Origin of the sequence: Segatella oris (genome assembly GCF_900637655.1) — a bacterium.
Lineage (GTDB): Bacteria > Bacteroidota > Bacteroidia > Bacteroidales > Bacteroidaceae > Prevotella > Prevotella oris.
In genome coordinates this window covers 523,197-549,240 of sequence record NZ_LR134384.1, presented here as the reverse complement: position 1 = coordinate 549,240, position 26,044 = coordinate 523,197, and the positions used below count along the sequence as shown (strand labels likewise).

The window sequence follows — 26,044 nt, the reverse complement described above, 5'->3', positions numbered from 1 at the left end:
ATCTTATTTTTTCTTTCCTTTTGCAACAACCTTTACAGCTGGTTTTTCAGGCATCTTATTCTCCGGACGTTCAAATCCGTCTTTCTTTGCCCGCTCACTCATGGTCTTGATGCGCTTGTCAAGGTCGGGATGAGAAGAGAACATGCGTTTCCACTTGCTGTCTTTCTGGTAACCTGCGTCCTCTTCTAACTTCTTCAGCTTCTCAAACGACAAGGCTATTGCCCAAGGGTTCTTACCGTTCTTCTTCAAGAACTCATAGCCGTAAGCATCTGCATTGCTCTCTTGTTTCTGTGAATAAGTGGCATTCAGCAATGCTTCTCCAAGCTCTCCGAACTGTGAATCAGTAAGCGCTGCAGCCTTACCATTCGTTGAAGAAACACCGTCTTTCAGTGCAGAAGTGAGCAAAGCTGTACGGAATGCGTTCTTAGAATCCTTGTGGGCAACGTGTCCGATCTCGTGACCGATGACGCCAAGGAGTTCATCATCAGTCATGATGTCCATTAAAGAAGAGAATACACGCACGCTACCATCGGCACAAGCAAATGCATTAACGTCGGTAACATAATAGACCTTGAAGTTCAATGGAATGCCTTCAACATTGGTCAAACCCTCTGTAAGCTTCTTCAAACGAATGGCATAAGGGTTGTTGTCGGCACAAACCTGATTGTGTTGGTCCATCCAAGTAATGTACTCTTTCACGTAGTTTGCGACATCAGCGTCGGTCAGTGTGGCAGCTTTTACAGCCTTTGCAGCCCCTCCAACAGCTTTTCCAAGATTAAACTGCGCCATTGCCGGCGTTGTACTCAGCATGCAGAAAGCAGCTACAAGCATGTGTGATAGTGTTTTTTTCATAAAATAATTATGTGTCTTAAAAGTATAAATAATGATACAAAGATATATAAAATACTGTGAAAAAACAGGTTCTTTTCTGTTTTTTTTCAAATGTTTTGGCAGCCAAAGTGCATTGCTTTTGTGACTTCGTTCTTAATTTGAAAGTGCAAATGATAATTGTTGTTAATCGTTTTCGGTGGCTTGAATAGTCACCGAAAACTCGCAAATCAGCGATACAAATCAGATTTTTCTATACATTAAGTAATAGAAAGGGGCCTTAAATAAAGGCCACGGTGAGCCCTGCCATGACAATACTTACCATTGACATCAGCTTGATAAGGATGTTAAGACTTGGCCCGGAGGTGTCTTTAAAAGGGTCACCGACAGTGTCACCGACGATAGTTGCCTTGTGACTTGCAGAGCCTTTGCCCCCGAAGTTGCCCTCTTCGACCATCTTCTTCGCATTGTCCCATGCGCCACCGGCATTCGCCATGAACACTGCCAACGTAAAACCGGCCGACAAACTACCTACCAACAAGCCCAGAACACCAGCCACCCCGAGCACTACTCCGACAACAATCGGGATAGCAATTGCCAGCAGACTCGGTATAATCATCTCTCTTTGAGCACTCCGAGTGGATATTTCCACGCAGCGACCATAGTCAGGTGTGGCCTTACCTTCAAGTATTCCTTTGATTTCCTTGAACTGTCTTCTCACCTCTTCTACCATTGACTGAGCAGCCCGTCCGACTGCACCCATCGTCAAACCACAGAAGAGGAATGCTGCCATTGCACCGATGAAAGCGCCTACAAGCACCTTGGGATTCATCAGCGTTACTTGGAAAAAGTCCATGAAATCGGGCATTGTTGCCTTCGAAGGATCAAAGGTTTGTCCTGCTGCATCCATGAAATGACGACCTTCTTCCACGGCACGTGCCATGGCAATCTTTATCTCTTCAACATATGAAGCCAATAAAGCTAAGGCTGTCAATGCCGCACTTCCGATAGCAAATCCCTTGCCCGTAGCAGCTGTTGTGTTGCCCAAGGCATCGAGAGCATCAGTACGATGCCTCACCTCCTCGCCCAATTCGCTCATCTCGGCATTGCCTCCTGCATTGTCGGCAATAGGCCCATAAGCGTCGGTTGCAAGCGTAATGCCTAACGTAGAGAGCATTCCGACCGCAGCAATACCGATACCATAGAGGCCATGACTAATCGAATTGGCCTGCATGCTCATGTCGAAACCATTGGCACAAAGGTAACTCAGCAGGATTGCGACAGAGATAACGAGCACTGGAATGCACGTGGAAATCATACCCGTGCCAAGACCTTTGATGATAACTGTAGCCGAACCGGTCTGGCTCGATGCTGCAATCTTCTGCGTTGGGCGGTAGCTTTGCGAGGTATAATACTCTGTTGCCTGCCCGATGATGACGCCTGCCACGAGTCCGCTGATGACAGAAAACGACAGTCCGAGCCAGTTTTCAATGCCTAAAAGATAGAGAATGATGAAAGAAGCTATGGCTATCAGCACCGCACTTACATTCGTTCCGAGTCCCAAGGCATGGAGCAGTTCTTTCATTGTAGCCCCTTCTTTCGTGCGGACAAGGAAGATACCGATGAGCGAAAGGAATATACCTACGGCTGCAATAATCATCGGAGCGATGACAGCTCGCAACTGCATGTCGCCGTTCAGAGCAAAGGCTGTGGCACCAAGTGCTGCTGTTGAGAGGATACTTCCGCAGTAGCTCTCATACAAGTCGGCACCCATACCGGCCACGTCGCCCACATTATCGCCCACATTATCAGCAATAGTAGCCGGATTTCGCTGGTCATCTTCGGGGATATCAGCCTCAACCTTGCCCACAAGGTCGGCGCCCACATCGGCAGCTTTGGTATAGATGCCACCGCCTACACGGGCAAACAGCGCCTGCGTAGAAGCGCCCATACCAAATGTAAGCATAGTTGTCGTGATGGTTATCAAGGCCATATTACCCTCTTGATATACGCTGCTGAGGATGAAGAACCAAATCGCAATGTCTAAAAGTCCTAATCCAACAACCACAAGTCCCATGACGGCACCACTTCGAAAAGCTACCTTCAAACCTCTGTCCAAGCCCTGTCGGGCTGCATTTGCTGTGCGACCGGAGGCATAAGTGGCTGTTTTCATGCCGAAAAAGCCCGAGAGTCCGGAGAAGAAACCGCCTGTCAAGAAAGCTACGGGAACCCAAGGGTTCTGGATTTTCAAGGCATATGCCATGAAAGCAAAGACCAAAGCAAGCACTATGAAGACGATACCGACAACCTTATATTGTTGCCGAAGATAGGCCATTGCACCTTTTCGGACATGTTCGGCAATCTCTTTCATCTTCAATGTACCTTCTTCTTCTTTCATCATCGACGAGAAGAAATACCATGCCATGCCTAATGCCACTGCCGAAGCCAATGGTACAAGCCAAAAAACGGTAGGGATGTTCATCATGTGTTTCTATGTTAAGGTAATAAAATTAAACCTGTGTTTTCCTCGCAAATATACGAAGATAAGTCTTTGGTTGTTCGCTTTTAAAGTTATTTAACCATAAAGTAATCCTTCAAACACGGGCTCAACAGCAATCTAATGGAGTATAAATAAGCCCGGAAAAGATTGAAGCCTCAGCACATCTTAAAACAAACTGAATAGCAACATGCATCAAATGACGCTGTAACTTGACGCGAATCACATTGTAACTTGACTCACTTTACGCTGCAATCTGCGTCATATTACAACGTAACTTGATGCAAATCACAATGTGAAATAATACAGATTGCAGTTCATCATGAGTCTCCAGTCAAGCTTCAGGGATGTTCATCAAAAAGTTCCTATTGGCTGTATCAACTTTTAAAAGGCATGAAACATATGGCAACTCCGAAGAAACCGCTTTGCTCCTGAACTTTAGGCATTATTCCATAAAATTCAAATAAATACATGCTTTTGTACAAATTTGTAATTCTTTTGAACAATTTTACCATTCCATTATGCCCTAATATGCTAAATTTGTCACCAAAATAACGTAATAATCTTTTGGGACTTTCCAATTATTAACCTAACACTTATTTAACTTTATGAGAAACAAAAACAGTAATGTACCTTGGAAAAAGGCCCTATTCTGTACTACGCTTGCATTGACTTCAATGTCAGTTCATGCCGGAACTACAATGACAGGGACGAGCGAGAACGGCCAAATGCCAATGGCTACTGCACAGGATTTGGTGACAGTAACAGGCCATGTATCTGACGCTATGGGCCCAATGATCGGTGCTACGGTCATGGAAAAAGGAACATCTAACGGCTGCGTGACCGACCTCAGCGGCCAGTTTACGCTGAAAGTGAAATCAGCGGATGCCGTGCTTATCGTTTCGAGCGTAGGCTATACGACACAGGAAATCAAACTCCGAGGACGGAAAACCCTGAATGTTACCTTGGCAGAAGACAACAAACTGCTGAATGAAGTGGTTGTTGTTGGCTATGGAACACAGAAGAAAGTAAACATGACAGGTTCTGTTTCGTCAATTGATGTGTCGAAACTTGCCGAAAGTCGTCCGCTCACTAACGTTTCCCAGGCACTTGCTGGCTTAGCAGCCGGAGTCTCGGTGACTTCAAATCACAACCGTCCCGGTGATGACAACGCGTCTATTCTGGTGCGCGGTCAAGGCACATTGAACTCTGCTGCGCCATTGGTTATCATCGATGGATCAGAAGCCGGCATTAATACTGTGAACCCACAAGACATCGAATCGATCTCTGTTCTTAAGGATGCAGCCTCTGCTGCCATATATGGTTCGCGAGCAGCCAACGGTGTTATACTCATCACTACCAAGAGTGGAAAGAGTGGTAAAATAAAGGTTGACTATAATGGTTATGTTTCTTTCGAGTCAATTCGCAAGACTCTGACCCCTGTTTCAGACTATGCACGCTACATGGAACTCATTAATGAGGGCTATGCTAACAGTGGGAAGAAAGCTCCTTTCAGCCAGAAATCAATCGATGCATGGCGCAATGACGCAGGTAAGAACCCTTTGCAGTATCCTAATACAGACTGGGTGGACGAGACTTTCAAAAGCTCTGCTTCAACAAACCATGTCATCTCTGTCTCCGGAGGATCAGACAAGATACGTTTCTATGGTTCATTCGGCTTCATGAATAATCCCGGTGTAATGCACAATGCAGGCTTTACGAAATACAACGGACGTTTGAACCTCGATGCAGATGTAGCCAAATGGCTCAACATCGGCTTCCAGATGAGCAGCTATGTATCAGACATGCAGCCCGGATATAACGAGATTGACAACGTCTTCACCTATACTTCTGCAACGACTCCGGGTATGGTTTTCCGTGCTCCCGACGGCAGGTTTGGTGCTATGAACAATGAGGAAGACGCTGCACAGAGTGCTAACAACAACCCATTGATACGTGCATATAAGTGGGCAGGAACCGACCGTAAGAATAACTTCCACCCTCGTTTCCTTGCCACAATCAAGCCTATGAAGGGACTTTCTGTGGCATTGAGCTACTCATATGAACTGCTCGACGAGGACATTATGCGTAAGCCTGTGGTGCAGGAAGGCTGGAACTTCCAGACAGAGCAAAAGACTTACACGACCAAATCGAAGTTCAATATCTATAATAAAAACAGCAAGATAGAACGCTATTTCAATGATATAGTGCTCAGATACAACAGTAAATACTTCAAGAACAACCTCACCATGAACTTCATGTTGGGTGCCAGTCAGGAGCTTTACCGTTCAAAAGACATCAATGTTACCAAGCAAGACCTGATTGACTTGAGCATGAGTGTGCTCGATGGTGCTACAGGTCAGGCCAGCGCTAACGGTGGATTGTCTGAATGGGCCATGCGTTCTTACTTCAGCCGACTTAACCTTAACTGGCAAGATCGCTATTTAATGGAGTTCAATCTCAGAGCCGACGGTTCATCACGCTTCCAGAAAAGCAAGCGTTGGGGATATTTCCCATCACTCTCTGCAGCATGGCGTATGGATCAAGAGAAGTTCATGGAGGGTGCTTTCAATGGTCAGTTAAGCAATCTGAAGCTTCGTGTTTCTTATGGTTCATTGGGTAACAATGCTGTTGGTAACTATGCTTCACAGTCACTTTACACGAGCAAGAAAGGCGCGTTGAATTATGTTTTAGGCAATACAATGGTGACAGGTATGGCACAGACAGCCTTGGCTAACGAAAAGTTATCATGGGAAACCACTAATGTATTCGACCTTGGTTTTGACTTTGGTTTCTTCAAAAACAAACTGACGGGAACGTTTGATTACTTCAATAAACGTACGACCGATATCCTGATTGACCTTCCCGCACCGGCTGTGCACGGTACAACAAGCCTTCCAAAGGTAAACAGTGCAACCGTAACCAACCAAGGTGTAGAGTTTACTTTGGGTTGGCAAGACCGTGTGAATGAATTCAGTTATGGTGCAACTGCCAACTTCACGTTCATCAAGAACAAAGTCAACAAGTTCAAAGGCAAGGATAAAGGGGGTATGGCTATCAGTGGTGCAAACCTTATTTGGGAAGGACACAGCATCAATTCTCAGTATCTTCTGCGCGTTGAAAGACTCTTGCAGACCGATGAAGACATGAAGCGCGTTCAGGAAATCATTGATAATGCGCCTATAGGTGCAGACGGAAAGAAAGTCAATCCATTTGCAGCTTTCGGCACACCTAAGAAAGGTGACCTGCTTTATAAGGACGTAAATGGTGATGGTGTCATTGACAACAACGATAAAGAGATTGTCAGCGACGGTCCCAATCCTAAGTTCATCATGGGCTTGAGCCTTAATGCTGCATGGAAAGGCTTTGATATCTCTGCCTTGATACAAGGCGCATTCGGTGCCAAGGTGTATTGGCAGCATGCGGCATACAACACTCCTACTGTGCGCTATGGTTACCAAATCAACAAAGAAATAGCCGATGGACGCTGGTATGAAGGCCGCACTGATGCAAAATATCCCCGCCTTGTGGAATATCAGGACGAGCAGAACACGAAGTATAGCGACTTCTATTTGGAGAACAAGAGCTTCGTAAAGATACGCAATATCCAATTAGGTTACACGCTTCCTAAGGCACTGACTGCAAAGATCCATATCGAACGGGTGCGCATTTACGGCAGTTTGGAGAACTTCTTTACCTTCACTAAGTATAAGGGTTTCGACCCTGAAGTAAGTGGAATGGCATATCCTTCAATGAAACAGGCTGTAATTGGTCTGAATGTCTCATTCTAAATACATGATAATATGAAAATCAAATATATAACGATTGCTGCTATTGCAATGGCAATGTCCCTGCATAGCTGCTACGATCTGGATAGAGTTCCTGCCGATCAACTAAGCTCCAAGCAGTTCTATAAGAACGAAGAGCATGCTAAGGAGGCGATGATGGCTGTCTATAGTCAAATGCAGGAGCCGGATGTTTTCGGTCTCCAATTCTCATTGGATGGCTTAGGAGGTATCGCTATGGGATATGACCCACCATCGTATCAGCCTGTACAACGTGGTACCTATGACGTGAAAAACGGAAAAGTATTAGGCAAATGGCAAGGTATTTACGAAGGCATCGCACGTGCAAATGGCGTATTACAGAATGTTGACCGCTGTGAGATGACTGATGAACTGAAAGCTCAATACAAGGCTGAAGCTAAGTTCATGCGTGCACTTTACTATTTCACACTGATGGATTTCTTCGGTGGTGTGCCTGTCTATGACGAGTCGGTAATTGTCAGCGAAAGCTATAGTGAGATGAAAAATCCCCGTGAACCAATTGAAAAGGTACGCGAGTTTGTATTGAAAGACCTTGCAGAAGCATCCGATAAACTGCCTGAAGCTTGGGATAAAGCTAACTATGGGCGTGCTACAAAATATACAGCTATTGCATTGACCGGTAAGGTTTATCTCTATGCTAAAGAGTATAAGAAAGCCTTAGAGTGCTTTGAGAAGGTCGTAGCTTCAGGGAAATACGCGCTTTATAACGACTATGCAGGACTCTTTAAGCCAGGAGGTGACGAGTCATCTGAAATGATTTTCGCCATTCAGAACATGGGGGGAGTCGGCACAGACCATGGAATGCCGATGTGTTTCTACATGGGAGCCCGTGAAACCTTTGGCAGTTGCTGGAACAATGTCATGGTTTCTCAACACTTTGTAGACACTTATGAGTATAAAGATGGGCGTCCTTTCGACTGGGATGATTGGTTCCCAGGCATCAAGACCGATAATAATGTCAAGGTAAAAACCTTCCGTGCCACAATGGAGAAAGGCAAAGTGAAGGCTTACCCGGCAGGAAAAGCAAAACTGTTGGAAATGTATGGCAAGCGCGATCCACGCATGAATGCAACCGTAATCTTGCCTTATACAAACTATACCGGCTGGTTTGCCAATGCACAAGAGGACTGCGAATTTGTTATTGCGCCCTCTATTACGAGTGGAAAAGGCTACATCCGCGTCAATGGTAACTATGAAACCTATCTCTGGCGCAAGTTTGTTCCCGAGGGAAATATGGGAGGAGCCATCAACAACCGCGCTCACACACCTATCAACTTTCCACTGATCAGATACGCAGACGTATTACTCATGATGGCAGAATGTCAGAATGAATTAGGCCATCAGAACGAAGCTGTGGCCTTGATCAATCAGGTAAGAGCACGCAAGAGTGTCGAGATGCCTGGCATCAACAGTGGGCCTGCCTATCTGAAAGCAACGACCAAGGATGAAGTATTCGAGAGAATCAAGCATGAAAGAGCTGTCGAGCTTGCAGGAGAAGGATGGAGTTTCAGTGATTTCAAACGCTGGAAACTCTTGGAAACTCTTGACAAACGGAAAGAAACCGATATCACAGGAAAGTTCCGCTACGTGCGTTCTGTGACGAAACGTGACTATCTATGGCCGATACCGGCAGACGAAATAGAAAAGAACGGAAACCTCACTCAAAACCCAGATTGGTAGTTTTAGGTTATATATGTACATGAATGGTGATTCCCGCGAGATGTGAATCTGTGCGGGAATCTTTTTTGATTTAATGCTAAAACGATGAAGAAAACGATTTTCATAATATGCTTATTCTTCACGGTTCTGTGCACTTCGCAGGCCTATGAAAAGCGAAATCTACTACAAAACAACGCCTCAGAAGCCCTCATACAGAGTTCACTTGTGATGCATCAACAGTGGGTTCCTTATCCCAAATATGCCGACCGTGCAGGTTGGGAAACCTTACTTGGTGCTGAGAAAAAGCCTATTATAGAGGCTGGCGAGCGCTATCTTGACTATCAATGGCAGGTTGTCCGGGCCACAGATTTCCTTGATTATGAACGGTCAGGGAACCGTACAACCATGCAAAAACCCTACAACCAAAACATCAACGTATTGAGTCGTTTGCTCGTAGCTGAACTTGCAGAAGGACGTGGACGCTTTGTAGATGACTTGATTAACGGCGTGTTCTTCTTCTGCGAAATGACCTCTTGGGCTGAGTCTGCCCACCTTGCTGCCTACCAGAAAAGCCACAGGGCATTACCTGATTATCGTGAGGAAATTCTCGAACTACGTCAAGGAGATATTGCACAACTGCTTGCTTGGACGTATTATTTCATGAAAGATGAGTTTGATAAAGTCGACCCGATAATCGCCAACCGACTGCGTTATGAACTGCAACGACGCGAACTTGACCCTTTCTTCAAACGCAATGACTTCTGGTGGATGGCACGAAATTACAAACAAGACCGTCTGCTCAACAACTGGACACCATGGTGTAACGCCAACGCCTTGTTCTGCTTCATGCTCTTGGAAAACAATCCTGAAGAACTCACCAAAGCCATCCGTCTTTCCATGGAGTCTGTAGATGAATACCTGAACTACGTTAAAAGCGACGGAGCATGCGAGGAGGGCCCCTCCTATTGGGGGCATGCAGCCGGCAAACTCTTTGAATATCTCTCTGGCTTGTCACTCATCACAGGGGGCAAAGTAAACTTCTTTTCGCAGCCACAAATCAAGAAAATGGGCGAATATATCGCTGCTTCATACATCGGAGACGAATGGGTTGTCAACTTTGCCGACGCTTCTGCACGAGCCAACGAACTTAATACGATGCTCGTTTATCGCTATGGTGTCGCCGTCAACAGCCCTGTCATGAAGGCTATGGCAGTTATGCGTGCGAAGGCTTATCCTCCGAAACTGCCCTCCACCTGGCTCGACCTGTATCAAGAACTCGAAAATCTGCGCAGCCTTCCAAAGCTGAAAAGCGAGACAACGGCCTATCGTCCACCACGCTTTATGTGGTATCCTGAGACCCAGTTCTGCTACATGCGCTCCGGCAATATGTTCCTCGCTGCCAAGGGAGGACACAATAACGAAAGCCACAACCATAATGATGTGGGCACCTGCATCCTTGCCATTGACAACGTTCCTCTGCTGATTGATGCTGGCGTGGGCACCTATACCAAGAAGACTTTCAGCAGCGAACGCTACACGATATGGACCATGCAGAGCAACTATCACAATCTTCCCATCATCAATGGACAGCCCGAAAGCTTTGGAACTCAATATCATGCAACGCAGGTTCGTGCCGATGAAAAGCGTTGCATCTTTACTGCAGATATTGCCAAAGCCTATCCGGAAGAGGCTGCTGTAGACAGCTGGATACGCGCTTATCAGCTCCAGAAAAACAGTCTTGTCATTACAGATGACTATCGCTTAAAAATGAAAAAGGCTCCCAATCAGCTGAATTTCATGACTTGGGGAAACGTAGATATCAGCGAGAAAGGACGCATCAAGCTGCACATCAACAAGGTAAAAGCCACGCTTTCCTATGATGCCAACGTGTTCAAACCCACTGTTGAAGCCGTTGAACTGACCGACCAGAGACTCTCTAAGGTGTGGGGCGACCGCATCTATCGCATCACGCTCACGGCCAATGACCAAGCGCTCAGCGGTCAATATCGCTGTACTGTGACCCGTGATAACCCTTAAAAAAGATTGTTTATGCTCAACTATACCTCTTTTACACACAGCAGAAGCAACTCCATACAGCGGTTGTTTCTGCTGCTTTCGTTGGTCTTTGTGACCACGATTTCAAGCGCCCAGCGCGCCGTTATCCCTCTGAATAACGACTGGTTGTTTCGCTTTTCCCATGAAGTGCATAAGGGAAGCGGCCATAAAGTCACCCTTCCTCATACCTGGAATGCCGTTGATGCCCTCAGCGGAAAACCCGATTACAAGCGTGGAATAGGCAACTACAGCCGTTCACTCTTCGTGCCCGCATCATGGCAGGGACGCCGCATCTTCATCCGTTTTGAAGGCGCAAACACCACTACTGACCTCTTCTTGAACGGCAAACACATTGGAGAACATCGGGGAGGTTACGGCGCTTTCATCTTCGAACTGACCGACAAACTCATCTATGGCGCCAAGAACCAACTGCTCGTCCGCGTCAACAATGCCGAGCAACTCGATGTAATGCCGCTCGTGGGCGACTTCAATTTCTATGGCGGAATATACAGAAACGTGGCTTTACTGCTGACAAACGACGTCTGTATTTCGCCCCTTGACTATGCTTCGCCAGGCATCTACCTGCGCCAAACGAAAGTAGATGCACAGCAGGCCGACGTGAAAGCCGATGTCATGCTCGACAATCCTACCGATAAAATACAGCAGGTAGAGGTTGCCGTGGAAGTGTTTTCAGGCGACAAATCCATTATCAAGCAACAGAAGAGCATCCGTCTTGAGGCGCAAGCCATGGTGAGAAAGTACACGATTCCATTCATCATACACCGTCCTCATCTATGGAATGGCACGCAAGACCCCTTTATATATAAGGTGAAAGTGAGTCTGTGGCAGGGTAAAACACTGCTCGATGAGGTTGAACAGCCCTTGGGCCTACGCTATTATAAAGTCGACCCTGCCCGCGGTTTCTTCCTCAATGGTCGCCATTTACAGCTGCATGGTGTTTGCAGACATCAAGACCGAGCCATTGTGGGCAATGCCCTCGCGCCGGAAGATATCCGGGAAGACGTGAAACTGATGCGCGAAATGGGCGTCAATGCCGTGCGTCTGGCCCATTATCCACATTCAAGCTACACCTACGATCAAATGGATAGGGCAGGCATTGTGACCTGGGCTGAAATCCCATTTGTTGGGCCAGGCGGCTATGCCGACAAGGGATTTGTCGACAGCGAGCGTTTTCGTGCCAACGGAAAAGCGCAACTTTGCGAACTCATCCGACAGCATTTCAATCACCCAAGCATTTGTTTCTGGGGATTGTTCAACGAACTTAAATACGAAGGTGACAATCCTTCAGACTATATCCGCGAGCTAAACACGCTGGCACATGCCGAAGACAGCACGCGACTCACTACCTGCGCGAGCAACCAAATGGGCGAAATGAACTTCATTACCGACGTGATGGCATGGAACCGTTACGACGGTTGGTATGGCTCTACGCCCTCAACCTTAGCCACATTCCTTGACGAAATGCATGCCAAGTACCCGCAACTTTGCATCGCATTGAGCGAATATGGAGCTGGCGCCTCCGTCAGACAACAGCAAGACTCGCTGATCCAGCCTCAACCAAACAGCTGGTGGCATCCCGAAAACTGGCAGACTTTCTACCACATCCGCAATTGGGATATCATCTCACACAGGCCTTTCCTCTGGGGCTCTTTCGTATGGAACATGTTTGATTTCGGTGCTGCTCATCGCACAGAAGGCGACCGGCCGGGTATCAACGACAAAGGACTTGTGACGCATGACCGCAAGACAAAGAAGGATGCCTACTACTTCTACAAGGCCAACTGGAACCCCGAACCAATGGTATATATTGCAGGAAAGCGATGCACGGAACGCAAAAAGGGAGATATCGACTTATGGGTGTTCTCCAATTGTAAGTCGGTTACGCTCACCATCAACGGCAAACCATTGCCTGCTCTCACACCCAACGACATCTCGCTCTGCACTTTCCACATTACGCTTCAACCCGGATTGAACCGTATTGTGGCAAAAGGAATGAAGGCAGGAAAGGCGGTAAAGGACGAATGGGAAGTAGAAACAGAAGGCTTTCACTAAGGCCTAATGCTCACCCCAGCCCCTCCCTAAAAGGGGAAAAAGCCTTACTTACAGTCCTCGCCAGTGAAAGTGCGGCGACTTTTTAAGCCACTGCAATGAATCTTTCGCCTGCCTCCCTCTCATTACACAGCATAAACCAAGGGTTTCTTTCGTTTATGTTTATTTAACAAAATAATCAAAAAGATTGACAAGGAGAATGGAGTTCTTTCGCCTTGTCAATCTTGTTGTCTGGCCATTCCTTTCACTTTACTTCATCATCTGCACCATTTGACTACGCATGTTGATACAGATTGCACGATGAAATGACGCAAATTGCGAGGCAATTCCATATCAAAACACCATGCAATTTGCTGCATATTACCCTCTCTTTCGCAAGATAACACGAAAAAAGGGAAAGCACTTGTGCACTCTCCCTGCGGCAAAGATAATGATTTTTCGAGGCGATTGCAAATCTGATGTGAAAGAAGTTGACAAATTCAAAGATGCTTAAAGCAAGACAAAGGGCTTCCTGTTACGATATTTTTTGTACCTTTGTAAACACTAAGAAAAATCAATCGCGAATGAAAGATATATGCTGCATCGGGCATATTACCCGTGACAAGATTATCACTCCCCGTCAAACTGTCTCTATGGCAGGCGGGACTGCCTTTTATATGGCACATGGAATCAACCATCTGCCCCATGACATTGCATTCCAATTAGTGACGAAAATCGGCCCGGAATCGCGCGAAGAGGTCGATCGTATGCGTCGTGAAGGCATTGATGTGCTGTGTTATGACAGTCTGCACAGTGTATATTTTGAAAACCGATATGGCACAGACAGTAACCGAAGGACACAGCGAGTGTTGGCCAAAGCCGACCCATTTACGCTGGCCGAAATGCAGCCTTTAGAGGCCAAGGTGTTTCATTTAGGCAGTCTGTTGGCCGATGATTTCCCGCCCGAAGTAGTCAGATATCTGTCTGCAAAGGGTCGGATTTCGATTGATGTACAGGGCTATCTGCGCGAAGTAAGAGGCGAAAACGTCTGTGCTGTCAATTGGAAAGACAAGGAAGAAATCCTTTCTTGCACCGATATTCTAAAGCTCAACGAACACGAAATGGAGGTTATCACCAACTCGAAAGACCCACGCACGGTGGCCACCCAGCTTGCAGCGTTGGGCGTGAAAGAGGTAGTAATCACGTTGGGAAGCTATGGAAGCCTCATCTATGCCGACAAAAGGTTCTATGAAATTCCTGCATATGAGCCACGGGAGGTTGTAGATGCCACGGGATGTGGCGACACTTATTCTGCAGGTTACCTCTACATGCGCAGCCTCGGGGCCGATTTTGAAGAGTCAGGGAAGTTTGCAGCCGCCATGTGTACCTCCAAATTAGAGCACAACGGGCCTTATGACGGGAAGATAAAATAATGTAATTCGCGGTTTACCAAGGGTTGATCTTCAAGTTTAATGATTGTTGTTCAGCTATGGAAACAGGCTGAAGACCATATTACTTTAGTAATAAAGGTTCATTTCCACTCTCAAGTACTTTCATCTGCTGAATAGCTATCTGATTTAGTTTAATAAGTCTTTCCCTCTGTGGAAGCCCTTGATCAATGAAAAATGCATTCAAATTTTCCATGTTCGAGAGGCAAATCAACTCGTTTATAGTTGCATAATCACGGATATTTCCTTTCTTTTCAGTATTCATCTGACGCCACTGATGCGCTGTTATGCCAAACATTGCGACGTTCAACACATCTGCTTCAGTGGCATAAATCGTATTTGCTTGCTGTGGTGAAACCTCTTCTGGAATAATATTTCGCTTGATTGCATCCGTATGAATACGATAGTTGATTTTCGACAACTCTCTTTTTGCTGACCAACCAATCTTTTTCTGTTCCTCTTCCTTCAGGCGTTGAAACTCCTTAACGATGTATAGTTCAAACTCAACAGAAATCCAACTAGCAAACTTAAAGGCTATATCTTTGTGTGCATATGTACCTCCATAGCGTCCGGATTTCGCGATAATTCCAACTGCATGAGTAGCATTTATCCACTTTTGAGGTGAGAGTGTAAATGCATTTAGGCCTGCTTCTTTTCTAAACCCCTCGAATTCGAGGGGATTAAACAATGGATTATACAACTGTTCCCAAATGCCCAGATATTCTATAGTATTTCTGTTCCGCATCCAATTAGCTATGACCGCAGATGGCTCATCACTTTTGTGCCTTGCTAAATCCGTAAGGGAGATATAGTCTGCATCGTTATATGAAATGATTTTCACTTGCGTGTTTTGTACTTCTATCTTTGCCATTGTTTCATCAAACGTTATTTTTTTAGAAAGCTTCTGCCGCCTGCTGTGCTGATAAGCTAAGGCTATTCTGCTTTCTTCTCCTCTGTCTTTTTCATTTTGGGCAGCACTAAATTCAGCACAACTCCCACGATAGCAGAGAGTCCTATGCCCGAAATGGCGAAGTTTCCACTTGACAGCACGGCGCCGCCAAGCCCCATGGTAAGCATCACTGAGATGATAATGATGTTGCGAGTGTCGTTCATATCGACTTTACGTTGCATCATGTTTTGAATGCCGACGCTTGCTATCGTGCCGAAAAGCAATAGCATAATCCCCCCAAGAACAGCCTTCGGTATGCTCTGAAGCAAGGCACTGAGCTTGCCGATGACCGAGAAAAACAATGCTGTCGCAGCCGAAATGCGGATTACGGCAGGGCTTGTCACTTTGGTTATCGACATGGCACCCGTCACTTCTGAATAGGTTGTTTCGGGTGGCCCGCCTAAAAATGCAGAGGCAAGGCAGGCAAGTCCGTCGCCAAGCATGGTGCGATGAAGGCCCGGATTGACCACAAACTCCTTCTTTGCCACGGCACTGACCACATAAACATCACCGATATGCTCTAACACAGGAGCAATAGCTACAGGGAGCATATACAGGAATGGTGCCCAACTGAAATGTGTAATCGTATCGAATTTCACAGGGAATGAGAACCAGGAAGCAGCCACAACACCCGAGAAGTCGACCTTGCCGATACACAAAGCAACGATATATCCCACGACAACCCCCGAGATAATAGGCACGAGTTTCATAAGCCCCTTGCCGAAAGTGAGCACGAGTATGGCCGTGAACAGTGAACTGAAAGCCAGCAACCAATCAGACTTTGCCATGTTTACAGCAGTCTCCGAGAGTGAAAGACCAATCAGAATAATGACCGGCCCGATAACAACTGGTGGGAAAATACGGTTAAGAAGTTTTCTTCCTTGCCATTTTATAAGGGCACTCATGCCAAAGTAAACCACGGAAACTGCCGTCAATCCAGCCAATGCTCCGCCCAATCCCCACTGCTCTGAAGCCACATTAATCGGTGCAATAAAAGCAAAAGAAGAACCTAAGAATATGGGGACTCGCCCTTTAGTTACAAAGTGAAATATAAACGTTCCGAGTCCGGCGGTGAGCAAAGCTGTAGCAGGATCAATGCCTACTAATATTGGAACGAGGACGGTTGCACCAAAGGCAACAAACAAAAACTGTATGCCTACAACGACCTTTTTCCCAAGAGATAAGTTTTCTGTATTCATGAATTAAGGAATAACTTTACGTTTGCAAAATTACAAAAAAATAGGGAAAACAACGTCGTATATGGGTGATATATCATCAATTTCTTTTCAACTGCAACGCTAAGACAATGCTTCGAAAGAAGAAGAACGATGTTCTGGCTCCCTCATTTATGTGTATCCAGCCCTGATCATGTACCGAGCCATGAAATAAAAAGCCTTCCCCTTCAGTATGAAGAGAAAGGCCTTGCTGTGTTTTCCAAATTGAGATCAGCTATTTTATATTGTCTTTTATTTAATAGATAATCTTAATTCCTGCAAAGAAACAACGTGGCAATCCTGGGCCATAGATATAGGCTGAGTCGCGTCCCCAACCCTTATCGAAGTCCTTCTGATAAGCATTTGTGAGGTTCTGAACACCGCCATTCACCTGCAACTTAACGTAGTTAGAGATTGGAATGTCGTAGGCTACCTTCGTGTTGAGCACAAAGAACGATGGCGTATTCACTGCTTCAGGATCTACAACAGTGTCATTTTCGAGCGTATGTTCGGCATGTCCTACGAGCATCTTGCCCGTGTAATTGCCCGAAAGCGATGCAGAGAAGTTCTTGAATGGGGTCAGTGAAGCCGTGAAATAGCCATAGACAGAAGGCGTACGCATCATTTTCTTCACCTTGGGAGCCTTTTCATCCCACTCCAAAGGCTCGTCATAAAGGCTTCGTTGCAATGTCAATCCGGCCTGAAGTTGGAACCATGACGTGAAAGCAGCTTTGCCTTCAAGGTTCAACCCGAATACTTTCGCTCCGCTTCCGTTATAGCGTTCCTGCACACTGTTGCCCTCGCTGTCTTTCTCATTGAGTGCTTTGAGTGCAAAAACATCCGTCAGATGCGTGTAGAAAGCCTCGACAAGGAAGTTTGTCTGCACGCTTCCTATGGTCTGATAAAGGTCAGCCGACAGACTGAAACTGTGCGAACGCTCTTCTTTCAAGTCTTTAGCCAAGCGGGTTACAAGGCGAGTTCCACCCACGAAACCTACGTGAAGATCTTCATCAAAGGCTTGCGGAGCACGGAAACCACTCGAGTAACTGGCACGCAGATTGATGTTTTCTGTGGGGTTATAACGCAGGTTTACGCGTGGACTGAACTGAAAATGAGATGATGGATTAGGTTGTGTTTATCGAAGCGTCCACCCAACAGCAAACTCCACTGTTGGTTCTTCCATTCGTTCTGGAAATAGGCGCTCGATATCCTCGTCTTCTGGTTTAAAAGATGGTTGTAACCAATGATTTTGTCTTTCAATGCGTCATAATTATATTCTGCACCGAGTGTCAGATCTGAAGGCATAAAGAGCAGTTTGTCAAACTGATGCACATACTGCAAGCCTGTAACTGTAGTCAAATCAGTAGTGCGTCCATAGGCTTTCAAAGCGGTTTCTATATCATCCGGCTTCCCTTCTCCTATACCACCATAGTAGCTTTTACGCACGGTGTTGCTGAATGAGAAGTAAGCTTTCAGACGATCCTTATAGTCTTTTGACATCCAGTCATAACCCAAGTTAGCTGCATTGATGTCGTGATCGCCCTGCTCTGTGATATTGGATTCGTGAGCCGCAAGGTCTAATTTGTTTCCTCCTCTGCGGAATTCGCTGATGTTATGATACTGCAATGAGATCTTTGAATAAGGGTTAAACTTGTAGAAAGAGCTTAATCCCAATGTCTGATTGCGCAGCTGTGGCAGTTCGGTATAGCCGTCGCGGTCGTGGTCGAAGCCTGGTCTGTAGTGGTGTTGTCCATAGACATAGATGCCCGTCTTGCCGTCTTCGCTGACTACTGAAACGTTGGCTGTCGTGTTGTTCTCAAACTTTCCACGCCCCTCAATGGATGTGGTTGTGTGGCTGAGTTCGGCAGAATTACGAATAGGTTCCCTGGTGATAACATTGATTGTGCCGCCAATGGCCGATGCACCATAAAGTGCAGAGCCACCACCGCGCACCACTTCTACGCGCTCAATCATATTAGAAGGTATCTGTTCAAGCCCATATACGCCGTTGAGCGAAGTGAAAACAGGGCGTGAATCAATCAGTATCTGTGAATAATGTCCGTCAAGTCCGTTGATGCGCACCTGTGAGAAGCCACAGTTCTGGCAATTGTCTTCCGTGCGCACTCCGGGCTGGAAGTTGAGTCCCTGAGCCATACACATGGCGTTAGTCTGCTCAAAAAGCTTATTATCGAGCACGTTGACAAGAGCCGGGGCCTCACGTCTCAGGGTCTGAGAACGGTTGGCAGTCAGTACGACTTCATCCAAAGCAATGGCATCTTCGGTAAGTGTGAAGTTCACTTCCTGCGATTGATGCATCTTCGTTTCAATCTCCCGGGTGACTGTTCTGTATCCCATTGCCTTCACTTCGATTACATATTTGCCGACAGGAAGGTTCTTCATATAGTAATGTCCGGTAGCATCTGTAGTCGTGGAAAGCGTTGTTCCTTTTACTGATACTATCACATAAGCCAAATGTTCGCCCGTCTTCAACTCAATAACATGACCGTAGACGTTGGCATCCGTTTGTTTCTTATCCATGCTTTCTCCCGTTTCTGAGAACATTGGAAGGGCACACAAGAGTGCCATGATGAATAAAACAATCTTTCTTTTCATAACATAAAGAAGTTTAATTTGATTTTTATTTTGTTTGCGAATGCAAAGGTATAAAGAAATTTTCTATTGACAATACCTATTAATAGGCAATCTGTGACGGCCCGACATACCTTGTTTTATTACTCGGTTTTTGGTATTTCGACTGACCACTTGTTTGAAATAATGTTATTTTTTCGATTGACAAATCTGATATTCTTTGTCGAATGACTACCTTTACAGTGTGAATTTTCTTCATTATTAAAGCTATATTCGCGTGAAAATATTAATCCTCGGGCTCGGTGTCATCGGCTCTACGTATGGCTATATCTTACGGAAAAGCGGGCACGACGTGGCACATTACATTCGTCCCACGTCGCAGAACCATGCCACCGAAAGCCTTTCTGTGTCGCTGCTCGACGGTCGCCATGACAAGAAAGGGCAGCAAAAGGAAGACCATTATCCTATAACTCGCGCCATACCCGGCAGCCGTTACGACTTCATCATCGTCAGTCTGTCGTCCCTCCGCCTTGAAGAAGCGCTCGAAACCCTTCGCGACAACCGCTTCGAAGGAACGATATTGCTCTTCTGCGGCGTATGGGAAAGCCGCGAACATATTGAACATATCATGGCCGGAAGGCCTTATCTGTTGGGCTATCCCGTTGCAGGAGGACGATTGAACAAGGCAGATTGCCGACTGGAAAGCGTGGTTTTCGACCACATTATGCTTGAATCCCGCGAGCGAACCTCTGTCGAAAACTACGACGACATCACCCGTTCTTTCCTCCAATCCGGCATAAAAAGCGAGTGCCCCCACGACATGTTAGAGTGGATTTGGTTGCATATGAGCATCAATGCCGGTGTGATTTCGACTATCATTGCCCTTGCCGAAGCCGACCCAAAGCGGGCAGACGAGTGCGTGCAAAGGCTGATGGACAGCACCCATCTCCTGCGCCGTGCGGTGCTGACGGTGCGCGAATGTATGAAGATTGTAGTCGGTCGGGGCGTCAACTTGCGCCATTACAGGAGCGAAGTGCTCCCGTTTAGACTCCCCGTTTGGCTTTCCGCGCCCCTGATGAAGCGCATGTTTGCCACCCAAATCCTGACGCGTCAGATCATGTTGCTGCATGCCAATGTGCCCGATCTGCTCCATGTTTGCCGCCTTGTCTACCGTGAGGGGAAGGCTCAGTCGGTTGAATGCCCTATCTTCAATGACAATGTGGAGCGGTATATGCAGCCCTAAACGACAGTTCCTCCACTATTTTCTGAGCCCCATTCCGTCGTTGTCAGCCCATCGCTGCATGGAAATTACAGTGCGTGAAAGTGCAGTTAGGAATACCGAAAGACAGGCGTTCCATGCAGTAGGATACCAACTTGATAACCAACAACTTACATGCTACGTTCTAATATCAGTCAGATTGCGTTGTAATTCCATTCATTTTACCGCGCAATATGACAGAGATTATCGTGTATAATGACGCAAATCATTCATTGAAATGAATGAGATTGTAAGTCCTTATAAATCAAGTTTTTACACGGTTGGCTCAGAAATGCAAGAAGTAGGGAGGCAGATGCACCGTCCGTTCCCTACTTCTTTTCTATGAATTCCTATCTTCCTAAAACTTATTTCTCGGTCAACAAGCTTACTGCAAAACCTCCGCCACGCGCCATGGTGAGCTTCAGTGTGTCTCCTCGCTTCACAGTTTTCTTCGTAATGATATAGGCTGCAGGATTCTTTTCATAGTCTACATCCGGGGCATCTGCATAGACTGTGCAGGCATACTTGCGGTCCTTGTCGAGGAAATCAAGTTTAATGGTGCTTTTATGTCCATTCTGATCACATTTACCTCCAATGAACCAGTTGTTCGTTCCCTTTGCTTTTCGGGCCACAGTAATATATTGTGCTGGCTCAGCTTCAAGGTATTTAGAGTCATCCCAGTCACAAGCTACGTCGCGAATAAACTGGAACGCATCGTCATACTTCTCGTAATTTTCAGGCAAGTCGGCTGCCATCTGGAGCGGACTATACATCGTTAGGTAGAGCGCGAGTTGCCCAACAAGCGTTGTATGCACATAACTTTGGTTGTTACACCACTTGTTTAACTTCGTCTCTAATATGCCGGGAGTGTAGTCCATGGGTCCCCCTTGCAAACGAGTAAAGGGTAATATCACCGTGTGATAAGGCTCACTACCGCCAAACGCCTCATATTCCGTGCCACGAGCACTTTCATTTCCGACAAGGTTTGGATAGGTACGGCAAAGTCCTGTGGGTCGAACCGCCTCATGAGCATTGACCATGATGTGATGTTTTGCAGCCTCTTTAACGCAATGAAGATAGTGGTTAATCATGCTTTGGCTGTAATGATATTCGCCACGTGGAATGATATCGCCTACATATCCGCTTTTAACGGCGTCATAACCATACTTGTTCATGAGCTCATAGGCTTTCTCCATGCGACGTTCATAGTTTGCTGTGCTGGCTGAGGTCTCATGATGCATCATGAGTTTTACACCTTTTTTATGTGCATATTCATTAAGATATTTGATATCAAAGTCAGGATATGGCGTCACAAAATCAAACACATCTTCCTTCCAATGGCCAAACCAGTCTTCCCAACCGATGTTCCATCCTTCGACAAGTACTTGCTGAAGTCCGTTCTTTGCGGCAAAATCGATGTAACGTTTCACGTTGGCTGTGTTCGCCGGATGAAGTCCATTAGGCTTCACTTTCGTGTAATCTGTCTCACCAATATGCACCGAAGGGAGGTCAAAAGTGTAACTCCATGGCTTACCACCAGCTATCATTTCCCACCAAACTCCACAATATTTTGTTGGATGAATCCAGCTGGTATCGGTCAACTTACAAGGCTCGTTGAGATTCAAAATAAGGTTACTTGCCAACATTTGGCGGGCATCATCGCTGACAATCACCGTGCGCCAAGGCGTATTAAAGGGTGTTTGTACATAGGCTTTATTGCCTACTGCATCGGGCGTTAGCCAGCTTTCAAACACCATATTCTTATCATCGAGGTCAAGATGCATGGCAGGATAGTTTACCAAAGCAGCCTCATGAAGATTGATATAGAGTCCATCGGCCGTCTTCATCTGTAGAGATGTCTGCACGCCTGTAGGCGAAAATTGAGTCTGAGAGGAGTTATCGGTGATGGCAGCCTTCATCCGTTGGCGAATCTCCGATAGCTTACTGATTTGTGTTTCGTATTCCTGTGTGTCATAATCTCCAGGAATCCAGTAGGCAGTATGGTCTCCAGCCATGGCAAACTGCGTGTGTTCACGCTTCACAATGAAATAGTTGAGCTCGTTTTGCTGTGGAAATTCATAGCGCAATCCCATGCCATCATTGTATACACGGAATCGAATCACGATGTTTCGCTTGCTACTTGGCTGGTTAAGATCTACTTCTAATTCGTTATAATGATTGCGAATCGTGGCTGTTTCGCCCCAAACGGGCTTCCAAGTTTCGTCAAATGTAGACACCTTATGACCGGTTTCGTTGAATCCTGCTAATAAATCGGTTTCGTTCATCTCCTTACTTGCATGCTTATCGCGCTTGAGTTCGAGTCCTAATTCCGATTGCTTTATAACGGGTTTACGCTTATAATCTAACGTATACGTAGGCACACCACCTTCTTTTAAGGCAAAAGTGAGGACGACATTCCCGTCGGGTGACTTCACCGTTTGTGCCTTAACGTTCGGTGAAAGCATGAGGAGGATTGCTCCAAGAGCAATGCTGTTCTTGATTCGTTTCATATCTTTTGATTACTATTTCCTAATTAAATTTCAGTAAGTTCAACTCTCTTTTGCAAAGCACAACACTGGCTTTACATTGAAAATGAACAATCTTTTATCCTTTATTGTAGGCAGAAGATGCCATAACAAACCTATGGCTATCTCCGCTATTGAGTGATAACTATATTATTTTCTATTGAGATGTCAACGACTTTTCGTTGCTTTCGTCAGATGAATTACCTTGCATGCATGTGGCGCAAGCGTCACTTGATAGGCCTCATCGGGGCGTTCGTCAGTGTGTTTCCACATGTCTCTGATGCGCCATTTGCCTTTTAAGCCGAGCTGACGAAAGTCTATTTGTCTTACTTGGGGCGTGTCTTCGCGATTGAAAAAGCCTATAATCCAGCTGCCATCTGTAAGCTTTCCGGCCCAAATCTGACTGCGAACATCGCGATGATCAACGGATAAAGGTTTGCCGACAAAACGCTCTTTGTTGAGTCGAAGCAGTTCTTTATTCTGATAAAAAGACACGCGATTGCCTATCGACGATGGGAGATCAGCCACTGCAATGGGGCCACCGGCGAGCAATTGTAACGAGATTACGCTCTCCATTTCATTGGCATTGGCAAACGTATTGAGCCGAGTGAAATCACCATCTAAGATGATTTTGTCCCTGTCTGATAGCGAAGACCAATAGATAAAGCCATCAAACATGTTGTCATAATTGGGCCATGTGGGAAAGAACTGACCGCGATGAGCCGCTGAAAAGTGCTTCCAACCACCATCACCTGTGTCGGCTACCACCCTAATCATATTGCCATAACGCGCTTCAAGCATAGCTTTCTCATAGAGATGTGGCATCACCAACGACGTGAAAACACCGTATTTACGGGCTGATTCACAGATATATTGCAACGCCAACGCATAGGAATCACGACCATATCCACGGCCAACGCGACCCATATTCCGGTCAAAACCATCTTCATACCAACTCAGAAAATCCATCCGAATGAAGTCAACACCAAGGTCATGATAGTGTTTGAAGAAGCCATCTATATAGGCTTTGGCTCCCGGACGCGTAACAACGACCCACGAAAACCAGCGATCTGTTGTGTCCTTATGAAGCACCTTGTCGCTCGAACGATAACGAAGATCGCCAATAGTAACATCTTTTGTGCCTCTGACATGAACCGAATCGTCGCCATGAATCCATAGAGGATTGTCATAAACACCCACTTTCAACCCCTTAGCCTTACACTTCTTGATGAGCTCTTTGAGTGTAATGCTGCCGTAACGCGTCATATATGGCGCGCCGTTTTCAGCCAACATAGGGATAAAACCATCGGTACATATCATCTCATAACCATAGGGTTTGAGATTTGTTGCGACCCAGTTTATAATGGAATCCCATTGAGCTTGCGTGATGTCTATATGCTGTTCACCCGCCTTTTCCTTTAACCAGCAGTGCTCATATACGCTCCAATAGAGGGGCGCTCGAAGCGAATGGTTGGCCGATAGCCTTTGATTTGTTGACGAGGAAGGCGCTCCTTCCTCGTCAATCACGTGGCCTTTAGCAGGCAAGACCACGAGAATCAAAGCAATCAATAATAACAGGTTGTATTTCATTACTATGCACCCAAGTCGTAATCTCTAAGCCTTATCAGTTTGCTTTCGTTAACTTCACAATCTTACAACCATGAGAAGGCACTGAAGCTTCTATCTTTTCACTGACCTTTCCTTCATCTGCATGCTTCCAAAGATCACGCACATTCCAAGTTCCAGTGAGTCCAATCTTTGAGAGTTCTAAGCTGCGTAAGGCTGTATCTGCACTGCGGTTGAAGAGTCCTATGACCCAACTGCCGTCCTTCATCTGGCCATACCACATCTCACCATCAGTGTTCCAAAGGTCTCGAGCGACTGGTAGTCCGACGAAACCATCCTTTTGTAACGCCAAGAGTTCAGCGTTCTGGAAGAATGAAAGGTCATGACCAGTCGGCATATCTGTAGCTGCAACTGGGCCACCGGCCATCAAAGGAAGTGATACAACGCTCATCTTCTCATCGTCGTTTGCGTAAGAACCTATGCGAATGAAGTCGCCATCAAGACGTATTTTCTTGCGACCTGAGATCTTTGACCAGTTGACAAAGCCGTCGAAAGCAGTCTCTGAGTTTGGCCAACCGCCACGAATATTACCGCGATTGTTTTCTGAAAAGCGGAACCATCCACCCTTTAAAGCGTCTGCATCAATACGAACCATGTTGCCAGCATACTTTTCTATGATGGCATTATCTTTCAAATGAGGCATTACAAGCGATACATATACACCATATTTCTGGGCATATTTGCAAATCCATTGCATGCCACGAACATAGTTTTCGCGTCCATATCCCTTATCAATCACGTCAGTATAGTTCATGCCATCCTCGTACCAAGAGAGGAAGTCCATACGAACGAAGTGCACACCTAAGTCTGCATAGTGCTTAAAGAAGCCCTCAAAGAACTGTTCTGCGCCTGGATGTGAGGTGTTAACCCACCAGAAGTAGTCTTCTTTTTCAGGGTGAAGAACCTTGTCTGTCTTAGGATTGAAGCGCAAACTACTAACCTTTATCCCGTCTGTTCCAGGGATAACAGCGTCTCCATTGTCGTAATGCAGCCAGAAAGGACTATCATAAACGCCGAGCTTTAAGCCTTTGGCACTCAACTTTGCAACGATATCTGAGAGACGAACTTCAGGAGAATTGTTGTCTTTCTGGGTGTGACTATAACGTGTCATATAGCCATTCTCACCACTCATCGATGCAAAACCATCGGTCACAAGCATATCATAACCATAAGGTTTGAGGTTAGTGGCTACATAATCAATGGCTGTATCCCAATCGTTGGGGGTGAAAATGTTAGGGAAAGACCTTGCTTGTTCCTGGTCATACAGGTTGCCATAGAGACTCCAATAAAGCGGAGCATAGTCCATTCCGGGTTTTTCTGCAACAGGAGTAAGCCCAATTGTCGGATCAGTTTTATCCACTGAAAGGTCACTTGTGACGTCCCATTCGTTGCTGTTACAGCCAGAAAGCAATGTTGCGAAAGCCAAGCTGGCAAGAATATACTTTTTCATTTCTTTTCGTTTTGTTTGATTTGTAAGGGAGAGAGGCTGTGCAATGTCTTATGAAAAGGGGCAAAACCTC

13 protein-coding genes and 1 pseudogene are annotated in these 26,044 nt (G+C 46.0%); 6 read left to right on the top strand and 8 right to left on the bottom strand.

Annotation, left to right across the window (positions count from 1 at the left end):
* Positions 1-3: 3 nt before the first annotated feature.
* Positions 4-852 carry a M48 family metallopeptidase gene (locus EL210_RS02295; RefSeq protein WP_025879565.1) on the bottom strand — a complete coding sequence of 283 codons (849 nt, stop codon included), beginning with the start codon at positions 850-852 and terminating at the stop codon, positions 4-6.
* 256 nt (positions 853-1,108) lie between these two features.
* A complete protein-coding gene (locus EL210_RS02290; protein WP_018919734.1) occupies positions 1,109-3,313 on the bottom strand; it encodes a sodium-translocating pyrophosphatase in 2,205 nt (734 codons plus the stop codon).
* Between the two features lie 620 nt (positions 3,314-3,933).
* On the opposite strand from EL210_RS02290, the gene EL210_RS02285 reads away from it, so the two are divergent.
* The 5 genes from EL210_RS02285 (at position 3,934) to EL210_RS02265 (ending at position 14,348) form a co-directional block, all read left to right on the top strand.
* Positions 3,934-7,116 carry a SusC/RagA family TonB-linked outer membrane protein gene (locus EL210_RS02285; RefSeq protein WP_018919735.1) on the top strand — a complete coding sequence of 1,061 codons (3,183 nt, stop codon included), beginning with the start codon at positions 3,934-3,936 and terminating at the stop codon, positions 7,114-7,116.
* A 12-nt stretch (positions 7,117-7,128) separates the two neighbouring features.
* Positions 7,129-8,832, top strand: a complete 1,704-nt coding sequence (locus EL210_RS02280; protein ID WP_018919736.1) for a RagB/SusD family nutrient uptake outer membrane protein — start codon at positions 7,129-7,131, stop codon at positions 8,830-8,832.
* 84 nt (positions 8,833-8,916) lie between these two features.
* Entirely contained in the window at positions 8,917-10,848 is a 1,932-nt protein-coding gene (locus EL210_RS02275) for a heparinase II/III family protein (RefSeq protein ID WP_018919737.1), read from the top strand.
* A gap of 12 nt (positions 10,849-10,860) precedes the next feature.
* Positions 10,861-12,939 carry a beta-glucuronidase LacZ4 gene (gene lacZ4 / locus EL210_RS02270; RefSeq protein ID WP_018919738.1) on the top strand — a complete coding sequence of 693 codons (2,079 nt, stop codon included), beginning with the start codon at positions 10,861-10,863 and terminating at the stop codon, positions 12,937-12,939.
* 560 nt (positions 12,940-13,499) lie between these two features.
* Positions 13,500-14,348, top strand: coding sequence for a PfkB family carbohydrate kinase (locus EL210_RS02265; RefSeq protein WP_018919740.1), 849 nt, complete (start codon positions 13,500-13,502; stop codon positions 14,346-14,348).
* Between the two features lie 79 nt (positions 14,349-14,427).
* Here EL210_RS02265 and EL210_RS02260 read toward each other — a convergent pair whose 3' ends face one another.
* The 3 genes and pseudogenes from EL210_RS02260 to EL210_RS02250 form a co-directional block, all read right to left on the bottom strand.
* Positions 14,428-15,234, bottom strand: coding sequence for a KilA-N domain-containing protein (locus EL210_RS02260; RefSeq protein ID WP_018919741.1), 807 nt, complete (start codon positions 15,232-15,234; stop codon positions 14,428-14,430).
* Between the two features lie 62 nt (positions 15,235-15,296).
* Positions 15,297-16,511 carry a uracil-xanthine permease family protein gene (locus tag EL210_RS02255; protein WP_004378139.1) on the bottom strand — a complete coding sequence of 405 codons (1,215 nt, stop codon included), beginning with the start codon at positions 16,509-16,511 and terminating at the stop codon, positions 15,297-15,299.
* A gap of 271 nt (positions 16,512-16,782) precedes the next feature.
* Positions 16,783-19,112: pseudogene (locus EL210_RS02250) on the bottom strand (TonB-dependent receptor).
* 280 nt (positions 19,113-19,392) lie between these two features.
* On the opposite strand from EL210_RS02250, the gene EL210_RS02245 reads away from it, so the two are divergent.
* Complete coding sequence (locus EL210_RS02245) at positions 19,393-20,358, top strand: ketopantoate reductase family protein (RefSeq protein ID WP_018919742.1); 966 nt, start codon at positions 19,393-19,395, stop codon at positions 20,356-20,358.
* A gap of 380 nt (positions 20,359-20,738) precedes the next feature.
* Here EL210_RS02245 and EL210_RS02240 read toward each other — a convergent pair whose 3' ends face one another.
* From EL210_RS02240 to EL210_RS02230, 3 genes are all read right to left on the bottom strand, one after another.
* Positions 20,739-22,883 (bottom strand): glycoside hydrolase family 97 protein, encoded by a 2,145-nt coding sequence (locus EL210_RS02240; protein ID WP_018919743.1) that lies wholly within the window; start codon positions 22,881-22,883, stop codon positions 20,739-20,741.
* 183 nt (positions 22,884-23,066) lie between these two features.
* Entirely contained in the window at positions 23,067-24,488 is a 1,422-nt protein-coding gene (locus tag EL210_RS02235; protein WP_018919744.1) for an alpha-galactosidase, read from the bottom strand.
* A gap of 34 nt (positions 24,489-24,522) precedes the next feature.
* On the bottom strand, positions 24,523-25,974 hold the full coding sequence (locus EL210_RS02230; RefSeq protein ID WP_018919745.1) for a glucan 1,6-alpha-isomaltosidase: 1,452 nt from the start codon (positions 25,972-25,974) through the stop codon (positions 24,523-24,525).
* Between the last annotated feature and the right edge of the window lie 70 nt (positions 25,975-26,044).